This is a genomic window from Ruegeria sp. HKCCA0370, assembly GCF_013033705.1.
Lineage (GTDB): Bacteria > Pseudomonadota > Alphaproteobacteria > Rhodobacterales > Rhodobacteraceae > Ruegeria.
Map to the genome: position 1 here is coordinate 19,137 of NZ_WQEP01000017.1, position 19,934 is coordinate 39,070.

Consider the following 19,934-nt stretch of genomic DNA (forward strand, 5'->3'; position numbering starts at 1 on the left):
CAAGACCTTAAACGCGCACAGTTGGGTCGCAAAACGACACACGCGCCCGGTCACCGCGTCAGCTTGATTTCGAGATCGCCCGCAGCATCCAAGCTGCCTGCTCATGAAATGCCGAACGTTCGGTCGCCAGATCTTCAGTCACGACGTCTTTGCGGCTTCCTGCAAGCTCGGTCAGGGCGTGCAGGCGGTGCGCCACCCGCTCGTGATCAGCAGCCACATCTTCGATCATGTCGGCGGCGGACAGGTCCCCTTCGCGATCCTTGATGGCCGAGAAATCCAGGATGTCGGACATGCGCGAGGGCGCCAGGTGTCCCAGCGCGCGGATGCGTTCCGCGATCTCATCAGCGGCGGCGAACATGTTTTCGTACTGTTCTTCGGTCAGCTTGTGGATCGAATAGAACAGAGGGCCTTCCACGTTCCAGTGATACGCATGTGTCTTGAAGGTCAGCCGGTAGGTGTCGGCCAGAACATCAGCCAGACCTTTGGCCAAAGGTGCGGTGTCGCGCACGCCAGTGGAAACGGGGTTTTCGTTCGGGACAACGTTCAATGCGTCGGTCATGACAACTCCTTTTTTCTACTGGGGAAGAAACGCCCAAAACCGGATTTGGTTCCACTTTCGGCGGAAAAATCAGTTGACGGTGGGCATCCCGCCATCAGCCGAATAGTCGACCGACACCCGCAGCAGGGTTGGAACGGCGACGTCAGCCGCCGCCTGCAGCGCAGGAGCAAGATTGCTGAGACTTTCGATATCTTGGTAGATCCAACCAAAGGATCGGGCCAGAGACTCCCAATCGGGGTTGCCGAAGGAAAACTCGCGCGCACCAGGCTGTTTTTCGTCGATCAGACCATAGCCGTTGTCTTCCCAGACCAGAACAGTCACGGGCACGCACAACCGGGCCGCCGTCTCCATCTCCTGAACATTCATCAGGAAGTCCCCATCACCGCAAACGGCGATCACCCGACCCTCGTCCAACAGACGGGCAGCCTCGATCGCTCCGGGCAGCGCAAGGCCCATACCGGCCAGGCCGTTCGGAATGATGATTTGACCCGCCCGGCGTGCTTGAACCTTGCTGGCGACCCAAAGCTTGTGCAGGCCCACGCCAGACAGCAAAACGTCGCTTTCGCGAAGCGTTTCGGAAATCGCCTTACATATTTCCGACGGCGCGACACAAGCGGCATCGGAAGCTGTTGCTCCACCTTCCAGCGAGGCGTCAATCCTCCGCTGGAGACCTTTGAACCAGCTTTGCGCGGGACGTTCGGCCGAGGCCTTCGCCAGAACGTCGATGCAGTGCGGAAGGTCCCCGGTCAGAGCGGCCTTTACCGGCCAGTCCACATCAACCGCCGAGGCCACGTCCGAGATTTCGAGAACCGGCTTCTTACCGCCCATCGAGATGTTCGAGGGTGGATATTCAACCGGGTCAAACCCGATGGCAATGATCAGGTCGCACAGGTCGAAGGCTTCAGACACCAATTCTTTGCCCGGTTGACCGATCGAATGCAGCGAGAGCGGGTGCCCCGGAGGCAAAACGCCTTTGGCCATGAATGTCGTGACGACCGGGGCAGAAAGGCTTTCTGCAAGTGCCCGAACGTCGCTTGCGGTGCCAGATCGGATGACCCCGTGTCCTGCAAGGATCAAGGGCTTTTTCGCATCAGCCAGCAGGCGCGCGGAACGGATGACCGCATCTGCCGCCGGTCGCACCTCGGCTGGCGGCGGCGCCACGAAAGGTTCGGCCAGAATCGGGACCTCGGCCAGATCCTCGGGCAGGGAAAGATGGACGGCTCCGGGTTTGTCGAGCTTGCTCAATCGCACGGCCTCGGCCACGACTTGGGGGATTTCATCCGCGACCATCAGCGTTCGGCTCAACTTGGTGACTGGCGCGAAGAGCGCTTCGAGATCGATGATCTGATGGCTTTCGCGGCCCAGCCTGGACCGCGCACCCTGCCCCGTGAGGGCGATCAGCGGCACATGGTCAAGCGTGGCATCCGCCACACCGGTGACAAGATTGGTCGCTCCAGGTCCAAGTGTCGAGAGGCATACCGCCGGGTTCCCCGTCAATCGACCGTGAACCGATGCCATGAACGCCGCCGACTGCTCGTGCCGGCACAGGACGAAGTCGATGCTCGACTTGTCGAATGCGGCGATCAGATCGGTTGTTTCCTCACCCGGAACACCGAATGCACAGGTCACGCCGTTGGCTTCCAGGCAGGCAATCAGAAATTCGGCAGCGGTTTGGGTATGGACGGCATCTTTCATAGGGCTTTGAACCTCGGGGTACTGTTTCAGGGAGTGCGGATGCGCGGGGGCTTACCCACGGATCAGCCGCAAGATCAGCGAACCGATGAACAGGACCAGAAAGATCACGAAAAGGATCTGTGCGATACCGGCCGAGGCCGACGCGATGCCGCCAAACCCGAAGATGCCAGCAACGATTGCAAGTGCGAAAAAGATCAGCGCCCAGGACAACATGGGATTTCCTTTCATTTCTGTGACTACTGGCGGGTCAACGCTTGGAACCCCAGATTGGTTCCGGATCATTGTGGTGGAACCTTTGGCGAGCGCCCGCGTTGGGTCGATGAAAGGAGATCTGACATGACACAGAAAACGGCGAAAAAGGCCCCTCAGGACACTCCGCATGCGGAAATGGCGGCGCGGATCGACGAAGTGGCCAAGGAGGCCAAATCAGCCTTGGAAGATGGCGTTACCGCAACGCGCGACACGTTGAAAACGGCGCGCGACGAGGCGCAAAAGCAGCTGACACAGACATCCGAGAAAAGTGCCGCATTTGTGCGCGAGAACCCGGGTCTGGCTATGGTCGGAGCGTTGGGCGCGGGTGTCCTGCTGGGCCTCGCGTTGCGCAAGGCGGAACGTGGTTAGAACACGCGGTACACCGCGACCGATATGGGTATCGAGTACGTTTTGCCGGCCATGCTCGGCTTGGGTTTGGCCGGACTACTGATCTGGTTCTTCATCAGGAATCGTTGACACCGCTACTCGTCACTGCCACGCCAACCAATCCGCCATCCCAAAAGACCCAAAGCGCCTCAACCGCGCTTTGGGTCTTCTTCTATTTCGGGTTTGATCTGGGCGTAGGCCAGCATCGTGAAGACAGCGGTTCCGCCGATGATGTTGCCGGCGAGAACGGGCAGGAAAAAGCTGAAAACGGCTGTGCCTACTGGCAACTGCCCCTGAAGCATCAGAACCGCCATTTCCACCGAACCGGCAACGACGTGGGTAAAGTCGCCGGCCGCAATCATCCAAGTGAAGATTACGATGACCAGCACCTCGTTGTTCTGTGCCGAAGGCAGCATCCAAACGATCGCCGCAATCAGGATCCCCGCCGGTATTCCGCGCAGAAAGCCAACCCAGGCGCCCATGCCGGTGGCGTGGTGGCTCAGGTCGTTGATGACCGCGACGAGTTGGGGCGACAACACCGGCGTATGGATCAGGAAGGCAGATATCGCAAACGCCCCCAGCACATTGGCACCCAGAACGATTGCCCACAGCCTCGCGGTTTTGGTGAAGCACGCGACGGACGGATTTATCATGGCTGGAACGACGGTCGTAATCGTGTTCTCGGTGAATAGCTGCATCCGCCCCAGGATGACCAAGACAAAGCCGAGGGAATAACCCAGGTTCTCGATCAGAAAGCGCCCGCTGGTTTCGGGCAGATGTGCCCGCAATATCGCTTCGCCCAGCACCGAAAAGCTGATCAGCACTCCAGCGGCAATCCCGGACCAGAACAACGCTTTGGTCGGGCGGTCCAGCTCCTCCTCACCGTTTTGGCGGATGGTCTCGAATATCAGGCGCGGAGACAGCCCGGACGCTTCTTCGACCGCTTCGCGCTCACTCTCTTTCTCGACAAGATCGTCTCGCGGCGCGTTGTGTGTATTGGACATTTTGACCCCTTGTATCGACCTTCAAACCCAACGTTCTGCCGGTCGTTTTGGTTCCATCAGGCGCAAAAAATCCTCAAGCCTCGTGCGAGAACTGGGATCACACCCAGATCTTTGTCGGGAACTTTTAGCCACCTATCGCGTTGTGTCCGTGTAGGAACAACGACAAGTAATTCGAAAGGAACTTCGGTATGGTGGAAGTATATGGCATTGGCGGTCTGATCGTCCTGGTTTTGTCGATCTGGGCCATTATTTCGATCATCGGCTCGTCTGCGACGACCGGTGCAAAAATCCTGTGGGTCCTTTTCGTTCTGTTGCTTCCGGTCGTCGGCTTCATCTGCTGGCTGATCTTTGGCCCGAAGGCAGCGCGCAGCGCGATCTGATCAGCGCGGAAATTGTCGGTACAAAAAAGCGCGGCATCGGTCGCGCTTTTTTTGAGTCAATTGTATAGATGGTGAAATGGGCCCTGTGCCAGTTCACCCAGGATCAGCGCCGATCTTCAAGCCGTTCCCACTGAAATCAATGGCTGCGATCTTGCGGGCAAGATCTGCGGCAGTAAAAGGCCGTATCAGTGCCGCACATTCAAGTTGCGCTTGCACCTCGGGGGACGGGTCCAACAGCAACAGTGCACTGCCGCGCTCGGCCAACAGCCGCGCGACGGCGTCAAATGACGTCTCATTTCTGCGATAGCTCAGAACGCTCAAGGCCGGGGTGAATTCGGGGTCCTGCCAGAAATGCCCACCCGCGTGCAGCTCGCGGATATGGACAATGCGATCGGTCGAAACTCCGGGGATGGCGTCACTGATGTCCGCTGCTTCGATAAAGTTTTCCGTAACAATCAAAACATCTGCTACGCTGCGGGAAGAGGCTTCCATAAATACCATCCTAAAATCTGTTCGATGCCACCGTAGGGCAATCCCGCAGCGCCGCAATAAACTATGACACAGCAACGAAAAATTTCTCTGATCGCATGTGCGGACTGTCCGCTGAGGCAGATGGACGTCTTCCTGCCGTTTTCGGAAGACGACCTGCGATTCATGCAGGGTTTCAAAACCGGCGAGATGCAGGCCGAACCCGGAACACAACTGTTCATCGAGGGCGCGAAATCCGCGCATCTGTTCACGGTCCTGAGCGGGATGGGCGTTCGCTACAAAACGCTGGAAAACGGTCGTAGGCAGGTCATAGGCTTTGTGCTTCCAGGCGATCTCGTCGGGCTGCAGGCTGGCGTCATGGGCGAGATGCGGCACTCGGTCGAAGCGACAACCGCGATGCGGCTGTGCGTTTTCAATCGCTCGCGGCTGTTCGAGTTATATCAGAACCAGCCTGATCGCGCCTTTGACCTGACATTCCTGGCCGCCGTCGAAGAGCATTTTCTGGGCGACGCCCTGACAACCGTCGGCCAGCGCGGCGCGATCGAGAAGATCGCGTGGAGCCTGCACCGCTTCTACACAAGGTCGCAGGCTGTCGGATTGGCCAAAGGCTTGCAGTGTCCGCTGCCCTACCGGCAGCAGGATCTTGCGGATGCGTTGGGCTTGTCGCTGGTTCACACGAACAAGACCCTGCGCCGGCTGAAGGATCTCGGTCTGGCCGAGTGGTCCAACAATGTGCTGCAGATTAACGATCTTGAGGGTCTAGCCGAGCTTGGCTTGGTCGAAATTACCGAAGCCGTTCCGCGCCCGCTGATCTAAACGTGGCGGATGGACAGGAATTAAAGAACCGCCGACCGAAAAATCGGCCGGCGGCTTGATCACATGCTTTGCGACTGAGGAGCCGTTTTATGACCCTTCGTAGGCCGGCATATCCTTCAGCATCTCCTTGTCAGCGTGAACGAAGGCATAGGTGTTGTCACCATTGACTTCACGCATCAGCGACACGCGCGAGAAATCGATCAGAACATCCTTTTCCCCCAAGCCGAGGAACCCGCCAACGCCGATCACGGCCCCATCGACCGATCCGTCCATGTCGACGACGACCTCTTCGATCTCGCCGATCCACTCTTGCGAGACGTCATAGACGCGCATGCCGGTCAGATCTTCGGCCGGGATGGTGCCTTGGGCAACGGGGACATAACCCTCGATGTCGATGGTGGTTGGGTCAACCACATCGGCCATCTGACCGGCTTTTTCGCTGATGTACTCACCGGTTGCTTCGGCTGCTTGGTCGACGTCTTTCGCCGTGTTCTGCGCAGCGTTCTTGATATCCTGCGCGGTATTGGACAGCGCATCACCGGCTGCCTCGGCTGCCTCTTCCAGGTTCTTGCCGACTTCTTCGACATTCGAGCTTTCTGCATAGGCCGATGCCGACATCACCAGAACGATCGAAGTTGTGGTCAGAAAACGTTTCATAGCTCACTCCTTTGGTCTGTTCTGACCGCGTTTCCCGCGGTCTTGTTGAACAAACGAATGACGCCGCGACTTGTTCCCAGAAAAATGCAAAAATATTTGTTTTAAAAAGAAAAAACCGCGCAAATGCGCGGTTTGACAAGTCGTGAACAGACCCTTAGACCGGGTGCAGCGGATCGGAAGATCTGGACAGAACCATGTAGTGTTCGTCGTCGGGAATATTGCGTAACTCAGCGAACGGAAAACTCATGATATCTGGTCGCCCGTCGATCAAGAGAAACCGCAGAGCCTTGGTGTCAGGGTCGAACTCAATATCCTTAAATCTGCCCAACTCACCAGTCGAGTCAAACGCAGGGTTGCCCTGCAGCTTCGTAAACCATCGGAAGTTGCTAGCAGGTGGCGTGGGTTGGGGGCGTTGGCCGAGAGCGTCATTCAGGACCGCTCCCATCACAACCGGCGCAATCGCGTTGCCGAACAGCCCTACAACCAGGGGCGGTAGGCCCTTGATGTCCACTGCGAGGGGAACTTCGCCTCCTTCCCGTTGTCGAAGATGATTCACTTGGTGTTGGGATAACGCGCACACTACCTCGCTTGCACCAAGTTCGAGCGTATCGGCGGTGAACGCCACCGGGTCATTCCCTCCGGCCACGCTCAGATTGACCAAGACGTACTCCAACTCGGTCTGCCCAGCGCGAATGGCGATATCGGAAACGCGACCAATTGCGTGGTCGGTTCCAGCTGGGACAACGGGCGTGTTGATGAGGTCAGACAGTTTCATGGCGCTCGTGATTACCTGTTGGGATCGATCTTGGGAGTCTGTGGGGCGCCATTGACTTGATGCCGCCCCACGCGATGTGAGCATCCACCTTTGGGCTACATGTCCTTGATCAGGCGATCCACGATTTCCCGAACGTCTTCTTTCGAATCTCCGTATTTCTTTTGGATGATGCCTTCCAGTTGCTCGCGATCTCCGCGGGCTTGCTCGATCTCATCATCGGTCAAATCGCCGAAGCGCTCGATCAGCTTGCCTTTGAATTCGGTCCAGCGTCCAAGAATTTGGTCCCAGTTCATCGTAAATTCCTTTCGATTGCTTCGTCGCCGTCAGTGAAACGCACCAAACTCGAACTGGTTCCGGGCACCGGCGATATTTCTGCGTTGGCCCCAAAAATGGGGGTTCGGGCAGATACCGAACTGTGTCCTCAGTGGCGTTCGAACTGGTCTTGGGAACAATCTCGCCTTCCATGCGTTGGAGGACCGAGACCTCAACACAGGAGATCGAACCATGCCACGTCGAACCGAGACCACGGAGAAAGCAAAAGCCCATGCCCAGGATCTGGCCGGCAAGGTCAAGGACACCGTGACCGCCGAGGCCTCGGCCCGGGCCGAATCACTGAAGGACAGCGCAGCGCAGGAGGTTGGGAGCGCCGCTCATGCAGCCGACGCAGCTGCCGGTGTATTTCCCGACCAATCGGTGCAGCATCAGGTCTTGTCGAGGATTGCGGACAACATGGAAGCTGTGGCTGGGCAAGTCCGCTCTGCCGACTTGGCCAGTATGAGCCGAAAGGTGTCTGATTTCGCCCGCGAAAACCCGCTGTTGTTCGTCGGATCGGCTGCCTTGGCCGGTTTTGCTGCAGCCCGTTTCCTGAGCGCGCGCAATACGGGCGCGGCCCAATCCGCATCTTTTGGTGCAGATCCTTGGGATATTGATCCGTCGCTGCTGCATGGTACCTCGGTCGATATCTCGGGCCACACCAGCGCGTTGGCGCGAATGAATGGTGGCCGCGATGCATAACCCCAACGATCTGCGATCTGCACCGGGGCTTTTGGCAAACGCGCTCAAACATCTGTCGGGTTTGCTTCAGGCTGAGGTAAAGCTTGCCAAGGAGGAGTTGTCCCGAAACCTGACGCGAGCGGGCTTAGGGCTGGCCTGCCTTGGCATTGCTCTGATCCTTTTGATGATCGCACTGAACCTCATGGCGACATCCCTGGTCGCGTATATCGCCGCCAATGGTTTTTCGGTGGGTATGGCCTCGTTGCTCGTTGGCGCGGGCTTGGCACTGGTTGCTGGGTGCCTGGCGCTTTTTGGCCGGTCCCGCCTGTCGGCTACCGCGCTGGTCCCCGAGCAAGCCATGAAAAACCTGCAGCGCGACATCGAAGCGATGAAGGAGTCGACCCATGTCTGACCTGACACCTCTTGAAACGCAGATCGCATACGAACGCAGCGCTCTTGCACGCTCGCTGAATGCTCTGTCGGATACGCTGGCACCGCCGCGCCTGGCAGACGAGGCGAAATCGACGCTCGAAGCCTATGGCGGGCAGATCGGTGCGCAACTCTGGTCCGCGGCCCAAAAAAACCCGGCCGCCTTTGCTCTGCTCGGTGCAGGGGCAGCCCTTTTGGTTGCGGGTCCCGGGTCTGGCGCAAAAAGCACCCAATCCCCGCGCCAGGCCGTACCTCCGCAGCAGGCCTTCGACGGGTTTGACCGGCGTGTTGCCGACGCTGACAGCCGCATGAAACAGGAGATGACCGGAATGACTGAACACAGCCAATCTGCCAGCTTGCTATCCGCCGCCTTGGAACGTGGTCTGGACAAGCTCTCACCCCAAGCCCGTGCCCGTGTGATCGAAGCGCGCAAGGCCGCAATCGGTGCGCAGCAAGCGGTCGAGAAGCGTGCGCGGAAGGCGGCGAAGGCCTCGCAGACCTTCGTCCATGATCAGCCGCTGGCAGCCGGCGCATTGGCGCTGGGCGTAGGTATTCTGGCTGGCGCTCTGCTGCCCAACACTCGCAAGGAGGACGAGCTGCTGGGCCATCGGCGCGATCAGCTGATGCGTCACGCCCAAAAGGTTTTCAACGAAGAACTGGACAAGCTGCATGCCGCGGCCAATGCACGGCTGGATGACGCGGCTGATCGGGCCTCTGACGCTTTGCGCAGTCAGTGAAGCGCGCCCATGCCAACTGTCTTCAGCTCTCCATCGGCCTTGCGTGCAATGCTGGCGATCCTGACCGGGATCGCCATCATCACCGCTTTGTACCTGGCCCGGTCCATCGTCGCTCCGATCACCTTTGCGTTGGTTTTGGGGGTCGTGGTCGCCCCGCTTGCCGACAAGCTTGAGAAGGTCGGTTGCCCACGTGTGATATCCGCCTCGGCACTGTTGTTCGTGACCAGCACCGTCATTGTCGCGGCGTTCCTTCTGCTCGAACCATTGCTGTCCACGCTGGTCGAACAGTTGCCTGCCATCAAACGCGAGTTGCGCTCTTGGGTCGCCGCGATGTCCGAATTCATTCGGGGTATCGAAACGCTTGGACGCGAGATCGAGGAAACCGTCGGGGCCGATGGGGCAGCGGAAACGGAATCCGCCCTTCCGTCGGTGATGGATGCCTTGTGGCTGGCGCCCAACTTCGGATCAAAGATCCTGATTTTCATCGGCACGCTGTTCTTTTTCGTTTTGACCCGGCCCGAGCTCTATGCCGCAGCCGGTCCCCTGAAAGCGCGGCTGTATCTGGCTGACCGCGCGGTCTATCGCTATTTCGCTGCCGTGACGTTGGTCAATATTGGCCTCGGGACGGTAACGGCTGTGGCCTTGGGGCTGATCGGCATCAATGACGCCGTGGTCTGGGGAGTGGCCGCCGGCCTTCTGAATTTTGTGCTGTATCTCGGCCCGCTGATGATCCTGACCGGCCTTCTGATCGCCGGTTTAACCCAGTTCGGTGGAGCCGCGGCCCTGTTGCCCCCCCTGGTTTTCCTGGCGATCAATCTTTCTGAAGCACAATTCGTAACACCCGCCTTCGTCGGCCAACGTCTGCAGGTGAACCCGTTGGTCGTGTTCATCGCCATCATCTTTGGGCTTTGGCTGTGGGGGCCGGTCGGCGCCATCGTCGCACTCCCGATCCTGCTGTGGTTCGGCGTGTTGATGAACCCCAAGGTCATGAGCCCGGTCGCGCCCACCTAAACGATGTTTTCAGTTACCCCCGGAAGCGGTTGCCGCATGTCGCGCGCAACGTCGGCGTCATGCGGGACCAGGAAGCCGCTGCGCGCTTCGGGGCGCCGCACGCCGTTGGCCTGTACCTCTCGCCCCCACCACGCGAACATGGCATCGGGCTCGATCGGTTTGCTCAGATCATCCGAGAACCACCAATGGTCCACCAGGGCCTGCCGCAGAACCGCGACCCGCTGCCGGTCGGTGACCCGAAGGGCGACTTCTGTGTCCCACCGCAAAGACCGTCCGTTCAGGTTGGCGGACCCGACCAAAGCATGATGGTCATCCACCACCAGAACTTTGTTGTGAACGTGAATGATCGGAGACCCGCTCAGAACTTCAGCGCTGGCATCGGCCCCACTGGCCGAAATCGGTTGGACCGGGGTCGACACCGAAACCCGGTCTTGGAACCCCTGCTGAATGATCTCCAGGCATTTGGCCTGCAGGTCCAACCCGTATTGCGCGTCCAATCCGTCATGGCCGCCAAAGGCCACTTCCTCGGGCAAGGCTGGTAAAACAAGTACCAGTTTCAGATCCTGCTTGGAATGACCCGCCTCAGCCAAGGCCTCGGCCAGCCGGGTTGATCTGAAATACTGGGTCTCGATGTGCAGAAGTTGCCGCGCGGCTTGAAAGGCGGCTATGTGCTCATCCTCGATCTCATGCGCGATGGTCTTTGGAGACAGCCGCCAGAATGCAAACCGGCGCGGGCTGGACAGGGTGCGGCGCAGGTGGGTTGCCTGTGGGGCCGTTTGTCCGGTTGCGATTTCATGTTCGAACCGGTCGATATGGCGCGCGGCCTCGGCGGCCTCGGGTCCGCGGACCAGCAATTGAACGTCTGACCAGGTGTTTTTGGCCAGACGGTCGTGATCCGGTGTGTCAAAGCGCCTTTCGTTCAAGTCCAATCCGCCGAGGTAGCAGACCTCATTGTCGATCACGGCGACTTTCTGATGGTGCGACACGGTGTGAAGCCTGGGTAAAGTGTCCGACCCCAGCCGTACTGCCTGCCGTTCGCGTCGTTCGCGGGACAGCTCCTGAATCCGCTGAGCCTTTTTCCGAAGAACCGCCGGCAACAGCGCAGCCCACGGCAATGCGCCAGCCTGTGCCGGGTGCATAGACACGCGAACGGTCAAGCGCGAGGCGATTTCTGGACCCAGGATTTCCGCCAGCGCAACCGCCTGCCGTTTCGTGCGCCAGCTCAGCTCGTGCAACTCGGTCGCGAAGATCGGATCGAAATCGCTGATGACCAATTGAAACGAGACACCCTTGCGGATGACATGCTCGATCAGGTCAAACCAGGTATCGCCGATCTGGCGCGCCTCGTCGCTGCGCAGCCGTGTCATGAAATCGAATATCCGAAAACTTGCCTTGATCTGGTGCCGGGCCTCAAGAACCGCTTTTTCCAAGGCGGGCCAGGCTTGCGCGGCCGTAATCAGGACCTCAAAGTCATTCTGCTGCGGCACGGGCATCACCGCCTCTCTCATCCGCAATGGTCTGAGGTTCGCTATCGCCTTCTACTTCGGCGATATCGAACGTCACCTCATACACATAATGCGATGACGTCTCGGTTATGGTTTCGGAACCGTCCAATTGGCGGAGGAAGGCCTGCATCAGCCGTTGACCGATCCCGCCGCTGTGGAACAGATCCGCACCGTCGTCTGTCTGCCCGCGCGTGTTGGAGATTTTCAGATGCAGGGTGCTCTCCTCTGGTCGGGTCAATTCCACCGAGATTGTCGGCGGTCCCTCCTGCGGAACGCCTACGTATTTGACCGCGTTCGTCAGTGCCTCGGCCACCAGCATCGACAGCGTGACGGCCTGATCCTGCCCCAGTTCGACCGGCGCGATCCGGCAGTCAACCTCGACCACCTGACCCAGAATTGGCGGTCGATGCGCCAGTTCGGCGACCAAATGCCCGATCAGAGCCTCGGTGTTGATCGTCGTCATCTGCGAGTTCTGGTTCAGGGTCTGGTGCACCATGGCCAAGCCGCGAACCCGACGCTGCAACTGTTCCAGCAAGCGCCGGGCCTCGGGGGTTTCGGCCTTGCGCAAATGCATGTTCATGATCGAAGCGATCAGTTGCAGGTTGTTTTTGACGCGATGGTGCACCTCGCGCAACAGCAGCGTTTTCTCGACAAGGTCCCGGTCGTGTTGCGCCTCCGCCTCGCGGATCAACAAGACCATGCGGTTGAATGCAGTCTGGATCTGCTGAAACTCCTGCGGCGCGCCTGCAAGGCTTTCAATTGGGTCGCGCTCGCCCAACGCGAAACGACGCAAGGCCGAACGCAAGCTGTCGAGATGCCGGATCACCAATCGATGCAGGCCCCACAAGGCAACTCCCAGACCGGTCACCCACATCAGGATCGGAAAAGCAATGGTCAGGGCAGTGCTGCCTGCACCGACAGAGGCCAGCGCCGCCTCGCGTGGCCAACTGCCAATCACGGCGACTTCGCCCGGAATGATGCTGGCAACTGCAAAAACCCGATCCTCTCCGTCGGCCGTTTTAGCCGAAAATGTTTTGCCGGAACTGGACAGAACCAACAGGTTTTCTTTCGCGGGCGGTAGGAATGGTTTGACCTCATCCAAGCCTACATTTGATGACAGCACTTCTCCGGTCGCGTCGAACAGGGCGATGACCACGTCACTACCAATGTTGCCAACATCCAAGGGCGTGCGCGCCAGCGCATGAGGTATCGAGATGGAGACAAACCCCACAAGCTCGGTCCTGTTCATGACCGGCTGGGTTACGATGATCACCGATTGCCCGGTCGCCGCGCCGGCTCGATTGACAGAAAACGTAAGCTGCGGATTTTCCGAGATCTGCCCGAAACCGGGCGCGTCCGACAAATCGATGGTCTTTTCGACGGTCGAGCAGGCCATGACCCCATTTGGCTGACTAAACCCGGCAAATACAAACTCGGGCTGGCGTTCAACGAACCGGCGCATGAGGTCCGAACAAGCGGCATTGTCCAGACCTCCCTCGGCAAGCGCGGCTGTAAGTCCCGAACTTGCACCAACAGCTTTTTGCAGTAGCTCCCGCTCCCGACTGGCAGCTTCAATCGTTCGCGCCAGAACTGAGGCCCGCGATCTTTCGTCGGCCTCGGCAATCACGGCGCGTGTCTGCAATACCGCAATCAGCCCCGAAGGCAGAAGCGCCAAGGTGACCAGCGCGGCAAGATAAACGGTCAGGCTGCGCGGCTTCGCATCCATGAATCGTCAGGCCGCCGGTTGCGACTGGACGATTGACGCCGTGACGGCATCGGTCAATTCGATGGGCTCGTCGTCATCCAGATCCATAAGTTCGGCCAGTTGCGCGCGGGCCCGGTTCACCCGGCTTTTGATCGTTCCCAGGGCGACACCGCACATCTCGGCTGCTTCCTCATAGGAAAACCCTTGTGCACCGACCAGCACCAACGCTTCACGCTGTTCATCCGTCAGCTGGTCAAATGCAACCGCAAAATCCTTCAACGCCAGCCGTCCGTCATGGTCGGGCTTTTGCGACAGGCTTTCGGCCATCGCGCCATCCACATCCTCGACTTCACGCTTGCGCTTGCGGTGCAGCGAAAAATAGGTGTTCCGGACGATGGTGAACAACCACGCCCGCATGTTGGTGCCTTCCTGAAACGAGTCGATATTGCTCCATGCCTTGATCAATGCGTCCTGCACGATGTCATCGGCCGTGGCCCCGTTTCGGCATAGGCTGATCGCAAAGGCACGCATCGCGCCGATATGTTCGACAAGCTCTTCTCTGGGATCAACCATCCGAGCCTCCCGCGTCACCCGTTTTGGGAACACTGGTCTGGTTGCGCAGTTTTTCGAGAAGATCGACGAACCGATCCGGAACCGGTTCGCTGGCAACCTCATCGAAAGCCCGCTTGAGGTTTTCGTCGATCCGCTTTTCTATTTCTTGCCGATGTTCTCGGCTGGGCTGTGGTTTTGTCATGGCATCATCAGAAATTTTCACTTTTGCTGGAACCATAACGCCCCAGTGTGCGTTTGGTTCCCGAGTTTAGTGAAAAAAATGAGGAAAACATAGATGACCGAGCTGACCGGAGTTTCCGTCGCAGATCAAATTGGCCCGCTGCTGCCGTTTCTGCGCCGTTATGCCCGTGCCCTCACCGGCTCACAGGACAGTGGCGACGCCTACGCCGCAGCATCGCTTGAGGCGATATTGGCAGATCCCGCCCAGTTCGATGCCGATCTCGCGCCGCGGGTCGCGTTGTTTCGTGTTTTTCACGGCATATGGTCAACGTCGGGAATGCCCGTTGACACCGATGGCGACAGTTCCGACATCCAATCGCGCGCCCACGCCCAGCTGGCACGCCTGACGCCGAACACGCGCGAGGCCTTGCTGCTGCGCACGGTCGAAGAGTTCTCGGTCAGCGATATCGCCGCGATCATGCAGATAGAACCCGCCGAGGCTCAGAAGCTGATCGATATCGCCTACGAGGAAATGGCCCGCCACACTTCTGGCCGCATTTTAATCATCGAAGACGAAGCAATCATCGCGATGGATCTTGAGACGATGGTGGCCGACCTGGGCCACCAGGTCATCGGGGTCGCACGCACCGAGACCGCCGCCATTGACCTGGCCAAGCGCGAGCCGTTCGACCTGATCCTGTCGGACATTCAGCTGGCGGACAAATCCAGCGGAATCGATGCGGTGAACCGCATCATTGCCCAGCACGGCGATTGCCCCGTCATTTTCATCACCGCATTCCCCGAGCGCCTTCTGACAGGCAAAGGCCCCGAACCCGCCTTTCTGATTTCCAAACCCTACACCGAAGAACAGGTCAAATCGGCCGTCAGCCAGGCCATGTTCTTTGCCTCTAGCGCCGTGATCGAGGTCTGACCCGGCAGGACCGCGCTGCAAGAAAAAACTCAGGCGATGAAACACGAGGAACACCATGGAAAACGAGATTGCACAGACCGCAGAGAACGTGACGAACACCGTTTGGGCCGAACTGTCGCAAGTTCTGAATACCGAGCTGTATGACGGGAAATCGCTGAGCGACCTGCTGACGCTCGAGGCCCTTCTTGGCCTTGTCGCGAACACGATCGCGGCGCTGATCCTGTTGGTGCTTGGGCTTGTGATTTCAAGATATGTCAGCCGGAAGATCCGGGGCGTCGGTGAAAAATCGGAACGCCTGGACGATACGTTGTTCAACTTTCTTGGCAATCTGGCGCGCTATACGATCCTGGCGTTTACCGGGCTGTTCATTCTGAACACGTTCGGGGTGCAGACGACGTCGATCATTGCGCTGATCGGTGCCGCCGGTTTGGCCATTGGTCTTGCGTTGCAAGGCACATTGTCCAACGTTGCAGCCGGCGTGATGATCATCCTGTTCAGGCCGCTCAAGATCGGCGATTTCGTCGACGTGAATGGCGTGCTCGGAACCGTTAAAGACATCACTCTGAACTACACCGAAATTGCCGATATGGGAAACGTCAAGGTTATCGTTCCCAACGCCGAGGTGTGGGGAAACACCATCAAGAACTATTCCGTCTACGAGACCCGTCGTGCCGAGTGGACGTTCGGCGTTGGATACGGCGTCAACTTGGCGGAGGCCGAGCGCGTCATTCGCGAGACGATCATGTCGGACGCCCGTTCGTTGGCTGACCCCGAACCGTTCATCCAGGTGAACAATCTTGGCAGCAGCAGCGTCGATTTTCTTGTCCGCGTGTGGTGCAAGTCTTCGGACTACTTCCAATACCAGGCGGACATGAAGCGCAAAGTCAAAGAGGCGTTGGACGAAGCGGATATCAATATTCCGTTTCCGACCCGCACTCTGTTGATTGAAGGCGAAAAGACTCAGCGAGAAAAAGCGATCGCGGCAGAGTAACCTTGACTGTTGACCCCAGGTGCCTGAAGCCAGCACTCTTCAGGCAAAATTAGGGGTTTGAGCAACGGAGGTGCGGTCATCGGGCTGAGTCGCCAAAATGATTGCCGCGACTGAAACGCCAAAATGAGTTGGCCTGATCCTCCCCCAATGAAGTGGTCCGCCATTATGCTTGGGAAAACCGAAGATCAGCATGGCAACGAAGAGACACAAGCCAGAGGAGATTGTCACGAATAGTAATCCTTGGGCTAGAACCTGAGCGGCAGTACCTGTCTTGGTAGGCCCAGAGCTGGTCAATATGATCCTAATCAGTCTTTTCACGCTCAGACTCCGGCTGGCTCGAAGCTCAAAAATGCAATTAAGTCCACTTGGCATCCCAGGGCAGGCAAACGGTCGTGCCAACCTTCTTACCTATCTCGATGCCTGTCTGGTCGAAGCGACGCATGAACTCAGCGCCCGACTCGTCTTGTCTCCGTTGCAAAGTGACAGTTTCCTCTGAATCCGAAACGCTCACTATGGCACGATGAACGTCCTCTTTTAGATTGGGGGGCCAGCCGTTTTCGGTCGAAATTGGGTTCCCGTGCTTGTCAAAGAACTCGCCCTGAGTGACGACGACTTTGAACTGGTTTCCTGCGTCCTTTTCCAGTTTTTCCACCCTGCTACGAACACTCATTTTGAAGCCTCCAAAGCTGCTATTCGTTTCTCTAGTTCCGTCGTTTCCAGAACCCGCCTGTATTGCTCAATAAGCCCCATGACCGTCGCTCCCTCCAAAGGTGTCACGTCACCCTGAGAAACGGCTTGTAGCACCGCTTGTGCGGCTTCTGAGGCGTCGGATGCGGATTTGATGGGGGGAAGGTCGAAATTGACCGGTGCGTCCTTTCTGGTGGGTGCTATCCGCTCTAGACAAAGCCGCAGGGCCGTGCTGTCACCCTTGAGAGCCAACTCAACCGCTTTTTGCGTGATTGCCTCCGATTGCCCCTCAAGCAGTTCCTCTACTGCCCGAGTGACCCGGTTTCGGGTTCCTCTGGGCTTGCCGGGATTGCCAGTCGCAAAAGTGCCATCCGGGTTTCGTTCGTCCGTATTGGTTCCGTTTTTTCGGTCGGGTTCATCCGTCATTACTTATGCCTCGTTTGTTGGACTGTTGGTCCAGAAGGTGTCTGTTTCCCCCAGACCCCCTGGTAGATTAAGGATGTCTTAAAAACTGCGACGGGGGACTTGCCGAAATCGGGCGTTTTCGTCGCAAATATTGATACGGCCCGTCGCATTTATTGCGTCGCCTCCGTCATTCTCGTCGCAAAATCTACGACGGTCTCGTCGCAGTTTTTAAGACAGGGTTTTGTTTTTCCGCCCTTGCCAGTCGGATTGTGAACTGGAGCTTTTACGACCGGGAAATCTGCCCCTTCAGACCACTGCTTGTATAATCTGCGACCTGCCTCCCCGTGTGCGGTCGGCAGCGAAATTTCGGTCAGTTCAAACAGAGGAGATGATGCGACGCCACTGGTGCCGAGTTTGGGCGGACGCGTCACGGCGATGAAGCCCTTCGCCTGTAATTCACGAAACCCTTTGGCGGCTGTGTTGTACGACACGCCTAACCGGTCAGCGGCTTGTCTGACGCTCAAGCAAATTCTGCCGTTGTTATTGTTGGCCGCTCCGTGCCATTCCAGCCTAAGCCATGGATACAAGGCCTGCGCGGTGGAAGAGAGGGCCCGCCAAGCGGGCTCCTCCATCATGTTGCGAACAAGCTTGGTCCAATGCTCGACGCGCTTTTCGTTTCTCTTGTCGCGCCCCATCTAAGCAACCTCCGCCTTGCTAAGCGCGTCTATGAATTCCGGTAGCAACTCCGCCTTGAAGGCGACGCCTTGCTTGCCCGGTAGCATCTCTCCGTCTTTTGAGGTGAAGAACACGCGGATATTGATGAGGTCATGCCCCTGAAAGTCATTCCGGCTGACACGGTATTCCTCGTGGCTGTTCTTGGGGATCTGGGTGATGAGGGCCATTAGCGGCCCTCCCCGTAGTACAGCATTGCGACGATGCGTGCAGCAGAGTCCGAGAGGCCATGCTTGCGACGAAATGTGTGGATCTGAAGGTCGCGGGTTTTCATGCCGCTAACTCCTGACCGCCAATACGTGTCACGCTGTCCAAAAGGCTGTAAACGCCAAACCGGCTGCGTCCGGCCTTTGGGTCATTGTCGAACCGTATCGTCTTAATGTTTGGGCCCTGCTCATCTCGTAGACCCATGACGAAGTGGCTCAGACTGCAGGGCGATGCGCAGTGAACCGGGCCGTCAATCAACGAATCCAGCATGCGGCGCTTTTTCTTACTTACCCAGATGTTGCGGGTTTCACTTGACTCACCGGTTACCCGGTACTCAGCCGGTTCGGTGTCTGGCGAAAGGTCACGCCATGCGGTAACCCACAATGCGTTTCTTACGAGTAGTTCGGGTGTTTTGGTATTCATGCTCAATTCCTCAAGCTTGCGCTTTAGGTCAGAACACGTTACATTTCTTGCAGTCATAGCCACCGACTTACAAACGAAATGCCGAGTGCCCATGTTTGACCCATGGTGCGCGGGTTTCGTTTTAAGCAGCGACCTCTTTTGATTTCTCGTCAAACCAGCGGTCTAACTCGTTGTATTCCAAACGAGTTGCGCCACCGATTTTGACAAACTTAAGAGCCCCCTTCTTCATCTCTGCATACAGTGTTGCGCGGGACATGCCGGTGTAGGCAACTGCGCCAATGATATCCGTGGCGCGCGGCCTAACGGTGATTTGAGTAGTGCTATCCATCCTGCTCACCTCTGTGTTGCTTCGATGCACACAGGGTGTCAGGCTCTATTCGCGCCGAAAATACCGCCGAATTCGCGCCAATCGCGCCGTTTACTAATATGGATAGATTTTCGCGCGATTTACCCGCGTTTGGACTTTACTCCCGGCCTTGAGCCATCATCGGGCTTGTAGGCATCCCACAATTGGCGCTCTTTGTCCCTAGTGATACCATGAGCCTTTCGCCATTCTTCACGTTGTTTCTGAGTTGGTTTTCGACCGGGGAAGCTATCAAGAAATGTGTTGTAAGCTGCGTCTCTTTCAGCAGTGGTTGCGAACCGCTTGGCGGGCTTAGGAGATAGGTTCTTGAGTGCAACTCGGATCCTGTCTGCCTCAATGTCCGATACGATAATCTGCTGCCCTTCAAAGGGTTCCAACTTCTGTGCAAAATCTAGGGAAATTTGGTGCCCTGTCAGATTGGCCGTATCAAGGCGAAATAGAATAGCGACACCAACAAACAACTCAGGTTCCATGCCTTTTGCCGCGTCTCGAATCTTGGCGAGTGAGACCACACCGGAGCCTGCATCAATGAACGCAAACTCCATCCGTTCGCCCCATTGGATCATGCTTAACAAGTCTAGAGAAACCTGTACCGGCTGTTCACCGGGACTGTAAATCGCCACCGATCCAACTTGACCAATCTGGTTGGCGAAATCATCCCAACTGACGTTAGCACTGCGGTATTCTGAGGCAATCTCATAGAGAGACACATATCCGATTGGGTTAAACATTTTGCCGCCCCTCAAGCTCAATCACATCCGCGCTTTCCTGCGTCACTAACTCGGCCCATTTATCCAGCGCCACGGCGCGCTCCGCCAGCAATTCGGCCTGATTGTAAACACGGGCAACAGCACTGGCCTTTGATGCAGTGGCCGCGTGGTTCAACACCCGGTCAACCACAGATTCAGGTATCCCACGTTCGGCCATGTGCGTTGCAAATGCCGTCCTGAAATCGTGTAGCCGCCACGGCTCAAACTCATCGCCAAGCAATTTATCAAGCCGGGTTTTCATTTTGCTCCACCCAGATATTGGGGTGCGGCCCGTTGTGGTGAATAGGAAGTCTGATGC

General features: G+C 57.7%; 29 protein-coding genes. 9 read left to right on the plus strand and 20 right to left on the minus strand.

Features of this window, described 5'->3' with window-relative positions; all coding sequences use genetic code 11:
• Nucleotides 1–58: 58 nt before the first annotated feature.
• The 3 genes from GOW31_RS20930 to GOW31_RS20940 form a co-directional block, all read right to left on the minus strand.
• Nucleotides 59–559, minus strand: a complete 501-nt coding sequence (locus GOW31_RS20930; protein ID WP_171172672.1) for a Dps family protein — start codon at nt 557–559, stop codon at nt 59–61.
• A 69-nt stretch (nt 560–628) separates the two neighbouring features.
• Complete coding sequence (locus GOW31_RS20935) at nt 629–2,254, minus strand: acetolactate synthase large subunit (RefSeq protein ID WP_171172673.1); 1,626 nt, start codon at nt 2,252–2,254, stop codon at nt 629–631.
• A gap of 51 nt (nt 2,255–2,305) precedes the next feature.
• Complete coding sequence (locus GOW31_RS20940; RefSeq protein ID WP_093961673.1) at nt 2,306–2,467, minus strand: DUF1328 domain-containing protein; 162 nt, start codon at nt 2,465–2,467, stop codon at nt 2,306–2,308.
• A gap of 123 nt (nt 2,468–2,590) precedes the next feature.
• On the opposite strand from GOW31_RS20940, the gene GOW31_RS20945 reads away from it, so the two are divergent.
• Complete coding sequence (locus GOW31_RS20945; RefSeq protein ID WP_171172674.1) at nt 2,591–2,875, plus strand: hypothetical protein; 285 nt, start codon at nt 2,591–2,593, stop codon at nt 2,873–2,875.
• A gap of 167 nt (nt 2,876–3,042) precedes the next feature.
• Here GOW31_RS20945 and GOW31_RS20950 read toward each other — a convergent pair whose 3' ends face one another.
• Nucleotides 3,043–3,897: a formate/nitrite transporter family protein gene (locus GOW31_RS20950; RefSeq protein ID WP_171172675.1), complete on the minus strand. Its 855-nt coding sequence runs from the start codon at nt 3,895–3,897 to the stop codon at nt 3,043–3,045.
• 188 nt (nt 3,898–4,085) lie between these two features.
• Here GOW31_RS20950 and GOW31_RS20955 point away from each other — a divergent pair, with 188 nt between their 5' ends.
• Complete coding sequence (locus GOW31_RS20955) at nt 4,086–4,277, plus strand: PLDc N-terminal domain-containing protein (RefSeq protein ID WP_171172676.1); 192 nt, start codon at nt 4,086–4,088, stop codon at nt 4,275–4,277.
• A 93-nt stretch (nt 4,278–4,370) separates the two neighbouring features.
• On the opposite strand, the gene GOW31_RS20960 is transcribed toward GOW31_RS20955, so the two are convergent.
• Nucleotides 4,371–4,769, minus strand: coding sequence for a hypothetical protein (locus tag GOW31_RS20960; RefSeq protein WP_171172677.1), 399 nt, complete (start codon nt 4,767–4,769; stop codon nt 4,371–4,373).
• Nucleotides 4,770–4,832: 63 nt separating this feature from the next.
• On the opposite strand from GOW31_RS20960, the gene GOW31_RS20965 reads away from it, so the two are divergent.
• On the plus strand, nt 4,833–5,582 hold the full coding sequence (locus tag GOW31_RS20965; protein ID WP_171172678.1) for a Crp/Fnr family transcriptional regulator: 750 nt from the start codon (nt 4,833–4,835) through the stop codon (nt 5,580–5,582).
• A gap of 87 nt (nt 5,583–5,669) precedes the next feature.
• Here GOW31_RS20965 and GOW31_RS20970 read toward each other — a convergent pair whose 3' ends face one another.
• The 3 genes from GOW31_RS20970 to GOW31_RS20980 form a co-directional block, all read right to left on the minus strand.
• Nucleotides 5,670–6,239, minus strand: coding sequence for a PRC-barrel domain-containing protein (locus GOW31_RS20970; protein WP_171172679.1), 570 nt, complete (start codon nt 6,237–6,239; stop codon nt 5,670–5,672).
• A 154-nt stretch (nt 6,240–6,393) separates the two neighbouring features.
• A complete protein-coding gene (locus GOW31_RS20975) occupies nt 6,394–7,014 on the minus strand; it encodes a PRC-barrel domain-containing protein (RefSeq protein ID WP_171172680.1) in 621 nt (206 codons plus the stop codon).
• Nucleotides 7,015–7,109: 95 nt separating this feature from the next.
• Nucleotides 7,110–7,307: a CsbD family protein gene (locus GOW31_RS20980; protein WP_171116905.1), complete on the minus strand. Its 198-nt coding sequence runs from the start codon at nt 7,305–7,307 to the stop codon at nt 7,110–7,112.
• A 211-nt stretch (nt 7,308–7,518) separates the two neighbouring features.
• Here GOW31_RS20980 and GOW31_RS20985 point away from each other — a divergent pair, with 211 nt between their 5' ends.
• From GOW31_RS20985 to GOW31_RS21000, 4 genes are read left to right on the plus strand one after another with little or no spacing between them, the layout of a single operon-like run.
• A complete protein-coding gene (locus GOW31_RS20985; RefSeq protein WP_171172681.1) occupies nt 7,519–8,028 on the plus strand; it encodes a hypothetical protein in 510 nt (169 codons plus the stop codon).
• On the plus strand, nt 8,021–8,419 hold the full coding sequence (locus tag GOW31_RS20990) for a phage holin family protein (RefSeq protein ID WP_171172682.1): 399 nt from the start codon (nt 8,021–8,023) through the stop codon (nt 8,417–8,419). Before GOW31_RS20985 ends, GOW31_RS20990 begins: the two co-directional genes overlap by 8 nt.
• Nucleotides 8,412–9,173, plus strand: a complete 762-nt coding sequence (locus tag GOW31_RS20995; RefSeq protein WP_171172683.1) for a DUF883 family protein — start codon at nt 8,412–8,414, stop codon at nt 9,171–9,173. The genes GOW31_RS20990 and GOW31_RS20995 overlap by 8 nt, the downstream gene beginning before the upstream one ends.
• Nucleotides 9,174–9,182: 9 nt before the next feature.
• Nucleotides 9,183–10,184, plus strand: a complete 1,002-nt coding sequence (locus GOW31_RS21000; protein ID WP_171172684.1) for an AI-2E family transporter — start codon at nt 9,183–9,185, stop codon at nt 10,182–10,184.
• Here the strand turns inward: GOW31_RS21000 and GOW31_RS21005 are convergent.
• From GOW31_RS21005 to GOW31_RS21020, 4 genes are read right to left on the minus strand one after another with little or no spacing between them, the layout of a single operon-like run.
• The gene (locus GOW31_RS21005; RefSeq protein WP_171172685.1) at nt 10,181–11,677 is read right to left on the minus strand and encodes a phospholipase D family protein; all 1,497 of its coding nucleotides are present in this window, start codon (nt 11,675–11,677) and stop codon (nt 10,181–10,183) included. The two genes, GOW31_RS21000 and GOW31_RS21005, sit on opposite strands and share 4 nt — an antisense overlap.
• Complete coding sequence (locus GOW31_RS21010) at nt 11,655–13,415, minus strand: sensor histidine kinase (RefSeq protein WP_171172686.1); 1,761 nt, start codon at nt 13,413–13,415, stop codon at nt 11,655–11,657. Before GOW31_RS21010 ends, GOW31_RS21005 begins: the two co-directional genes overlap by 23 nt.
• Before the next feature lie 6 nt (nt 13,416–13,421).
• Nucleotides 13,422–13,967 (minus strand): RNA polymerase sigma factor, encoded by a 546-nt coding sequence (locus GOW31_RS21015; RefSeq protein ID WP_171172687.1) that lies wholly within the window; start codon nt 13,965–13,967, stop codon nt 13,422–13,424.
• A complete protein-coding gene (locus GOW31_RS21020; protein ID WP_171172688.1) occupies nt 13,960–14,148 on the minus strand; it encodes a NepR family anti-sigma factor in 189 nt (62 codons plus the stop codon). The genes GOW31_RS21015 and GOW31_RS21020 overlap by 8 nt, the downstream gene beginning before the upstream one ends.
• A gap of 93 nt (nt 14,149–14,241) precedes the next feature.
• On the opposite strand from GOW31_RS21020, the gene GOW31_RS21025 reads away from it, so the two are divergent.
• Together GOW31_RS21025 and GOW31_RS21030 are read left to right on the plus strand one after the other, a co-directional pair.
• The gene (locus GOW31_RS21025; RefSeq protein WP_171172689.1) at nt 14,242–15,057 is read left to right on the plus strand and encodes a response regulator; all 816 of its coding nucleotides are present in this window, start codon (nt 14,242–14,244) and stop codon (nt 15,055–15,057) included.
• A gap of 55 nt (nt 15,058–15,112) precedes the next feature.
• Nucleotides 15,113–16,048 carry a mechanosensitive ion channel family protein gene (locus GOW31_RS21030; protein WP_171172690.1) on the plus strand — a complete coding sequence of 312 codons (936 nt, stop codon included), beginning with the start codon at nt 15,113–15,115 and terminating at the stop codon, nt 16,046–16,048.
• A gap of 355 nt (nt 16,049–16,403) precedes the next feature.
• Here the strand turns inward: GOW31_RS21030 and GOW31_RS21035 are convergent, their stop codons facing one another.
• The 8 genes from GOW31_RS21035 to GOW31_RS21070 all read right to left on the minus strand — a co-directional run.
• A complete protein-coding gene (locus tag GOW31_RS21035; RefSeq protein WP_171116885.1) occupies nt 16,404–16,718 on the minus strand; it encodes a hypothetical protein in 315 nt (104 codons plus the stop codon).
• A complete protein-coding gene (locus GOW31_RS21040; RefSeq protein ID WP_171172691.1) occupies nt 16,715–17,161 on the minus strand; it encodes a DUF5681 domain-containing protein in 447 nt (148 codons plus the stop codon). Before GOW31_RS21040 ends, GOW31_RS21035 begins: the two co-directional genes overlap by 4 nt.
• Before the next feature lie 149 nt (nt 17,162–17,310).
• Complete coding sequence (locus GOW31_RS21045; protein WP_171116881.1) at nt 17,311–17,835, minus strand: hypothetical protein; 525 nt, start codon at nt 17,833–17,835, stop codon at nt 17,311–17,313.
• On the minus strand, nt 17,836–18,042 hold the full coding sequence (locus GOW31_RS21050) for a transcriptional coactivator p15/PC4 family protein (protein WP_171116879.1): 207 nt from the start codon (nt 18,040–18,042) through the stop codon (nt 17,836–17,838).
• A 100-nt stretch (nt 18,043–18,142) separates the two neighbouring features.
• A complete protein-coding gene (locus tag GOW31_RS21055; RefSeq protein ID WP_171172692.1) occupies nt 18,143–18,502 on the minus strand; it encodes a hypothetical protein in 360 nt (119 codons plus the stop codon).
• A 121-nt stretch (nt 18,503–18,623) separates the two neighbouring features.
• A complete protein-coding gene (locus GOW31_RS21060) occupies nt 18,624–18,830 on the minus strand; it encodes a helix-turn-helix domain-containing protein (RefSeq protein WP_171116875.1) in 207 nt (68 codons plus the stop codon).
• 119 nt (nt 18,831–18,949) lie between these two features.
• A complete protein-coding gene (locus tag GOW31_RS21065; protein ID WP_171172693.1) occupies nt 18,950–19,597 on the minus strand; it encodes a hypothetical protein in 648 nt (215 codons plus the stop codon).
• The coding region (locus GOW31_RS21070; RefSeq protein WP_217356724.1) for a tyrosine-type recombinase/integrase at nt 19,590–19,934 on the minus strand (345 nt) is incomplete at its 5' end. The genes GOW31_RS21065 and GOW31_RS21070, both read right to left, overlap by 8 nt.

Coding starts and splice junctions, on each gene's coding strand:
- GOW31_RS20930 (WP_171172672.1), bottom strand. CDS start 559: ATGACCGACGCATTGAACGTTGTCCCGAACGAAAACCCCGTTTCCACT.
- GOW31_RS20935 (WP_171172673.1), bottom strand. CDS start 2,254: ATGAAAGATGCCGTCCATACCCAAACCGCTGCCGAATTTCTGATTGCC.
- GOW31_RS20940 (WP_093961673.1), bottom strand. CDS start 2,467: ATGTTGTCCTGGGCGCTGATCTTTTTCGCACTTGCAATCGTTGCTGGC.
- GOW31_RS20945 (WP_171172674.1), top strand. CDS start 2,591: ATGACACAGAAAACGGCGAAAAAGGCCCCTCAGGACACTCCGCATGCG.
- GOW31_RS20950 (WP_171172675.1), bottom strand. CDS start 3,897: ATGTCCAATACACACAACGCGCCGCGAGACGATCTTGTCGAGAAAGAG.
- GOW31_RS20955 (WP_171172676.1), top strand. CDS start 4,086: ATGGTGGAAGTATATGGCATTGGCGGTCTGATCGTCCTGGTTTTGTCG.
- GOW31_RS20960 (WP_171172677.1), bottom strand. CDS start 4,769: ATGGAAGCCTCTTCCCGCAGCGTAGCAGATGTTTTGATTGTTACGGAA.
- GOW31_RS20965 (WP_171172678.1), top strand. CDS start 4,833: ATGACACAGCAACGAAAAATTTCTCTGATCGCATGTGCGGACTGTCCG.
- GOW31_RS20970 (WP_171172679.1), bottom strand. CDS start 6,239: ATGAAACGTTTTCTGACCACAACTTCGATCGTTCTGGTGATGTCGGCA.
- GOW31_RS20975 (WP_171172680.1), bottom strand. CDS start 7,014: ATGAAACTGTCTGACCTCATCAACACGCCCGTTGTCCCAGCTGGAACC.
- GOW31_RS20980 (WP_171116905.1), bottom strand. CDS start 7,307: ATGAACTGGGACCAAATTCTTGGACGCTGGACCGAATTCAAAGGCAAG.
- GOW31_RS20985 (WP_171172681.1), top strand. CDS start 7,519: ATGCCACGTCGAACCGAGACCACGGAGAAAGCAAAAGCCCATGCCCAG.
- GOW31_RS20990 (WP_171172682.1), top strand. CDS start 8,021: ATGCATAACCCCAACGATCTGCGATCTGCACCGGGGCTTTTGGCAAAC.
- GOW31_RS20995 (WP_171172683.1), top strand. CDS start 8,412: ATGTCTGACCTGACACCTCTTGAAACGCAGATCGCATACGAACGCAGC.
- GOW31_RS21000 (WP_171172684.1), top strand. CDS start 9,183: ATGCCAACTGTCTTCAGCTCTCCATCGGCCTTGCGTGCAATGCTGGCG.
- GOW31_RS21005 (WP_171172685.1), bottom strand. CDS start 11,677: ATGCCCGTGCCGCAGCAGAATGACTTTGAGGTCCTGATTACGGCCGCG.
- GOW31_RS21010 (WP_171172686.1), bottom strand. CDS start 13,415: ATGGATGCGAAGCCGCGCAGCCTGACCGTTTATCTTGCCGCGCTGGTC.
- GOW31_RS21015 (WP_171172687.1), bottom strand. CDS start 13,967: ATGGTTGATCCCAGAGAAGAGCTTGTCGAACATATCGGCGCGATGCGT.
- GOW31_RS21020 (WP_171172688.1), bottom strand. CDS start 14,148: ATGACAAAACCACAGCCCAGCCGAGAACATCGGCAAGAAATAGAAAAG.
- GOW31_RS21025 (WP_171172689.1), top strand. CDS start 14,242: ATGACCGAGCTGACCGGAGTTTCCGTCGCAGATCAAATTGGCCCGCTG.
- GOW31_RS21030 (WP_171172690.1), top strand. CDS start 15,113: ATGGAAAACGAGATTGCACAGACCGCAGAGAACGTGACGAACACCGTT.
- GOW31_RS21035 (WP_171116885.1), bottom strand. CDS start 16,718: ATGAGTGTTCGTAGCAGGGTGGAAAAACTGGAAAAGGACGCAGGAAAC.
- GOW31_RS21040 (WP_171172691.1), bottom strand. CDS start 17,161: ATGACGGATGAACCCGACCGAAAAAACGGAACCAATACGGACGAACGA.
- GOW31_RS21045 (WP_171116881.1), bottom strand. CDS start 17,835: ATGGGGCGCGACAAGAGAAACGAAAAGCGCGTCGAGCATTGGACCAAG.
- GOW31_RS21050 (WP_171116879.1), bottom strand. CDS start 18,042: ATGGCCCTCATCACCCAGATCCCCAAGAACAGCCACGAGGAATACCGT.
- GOW31_RS21055 (WP_171172692.1), bottom strand. CDS start 18,502: ATGAATACCAAAACACCCGAACTACTCGTAAGAAACGCATTGTGGGTT.
- GOW31_RS21060 (WP_171116875.1), bottom strand. CDS start 18,830: ATGGATAGCACTACTCAAATCACCGTTAGGCCGCGCGCCACGGATATC.
- GOW31_RS21065 (WP_171172693.1), bottom strand. CDS start 19,597: ATGTTTAACCCAATCGGATATGTGTCTCTCTATGAGATTGCCTCAGAA.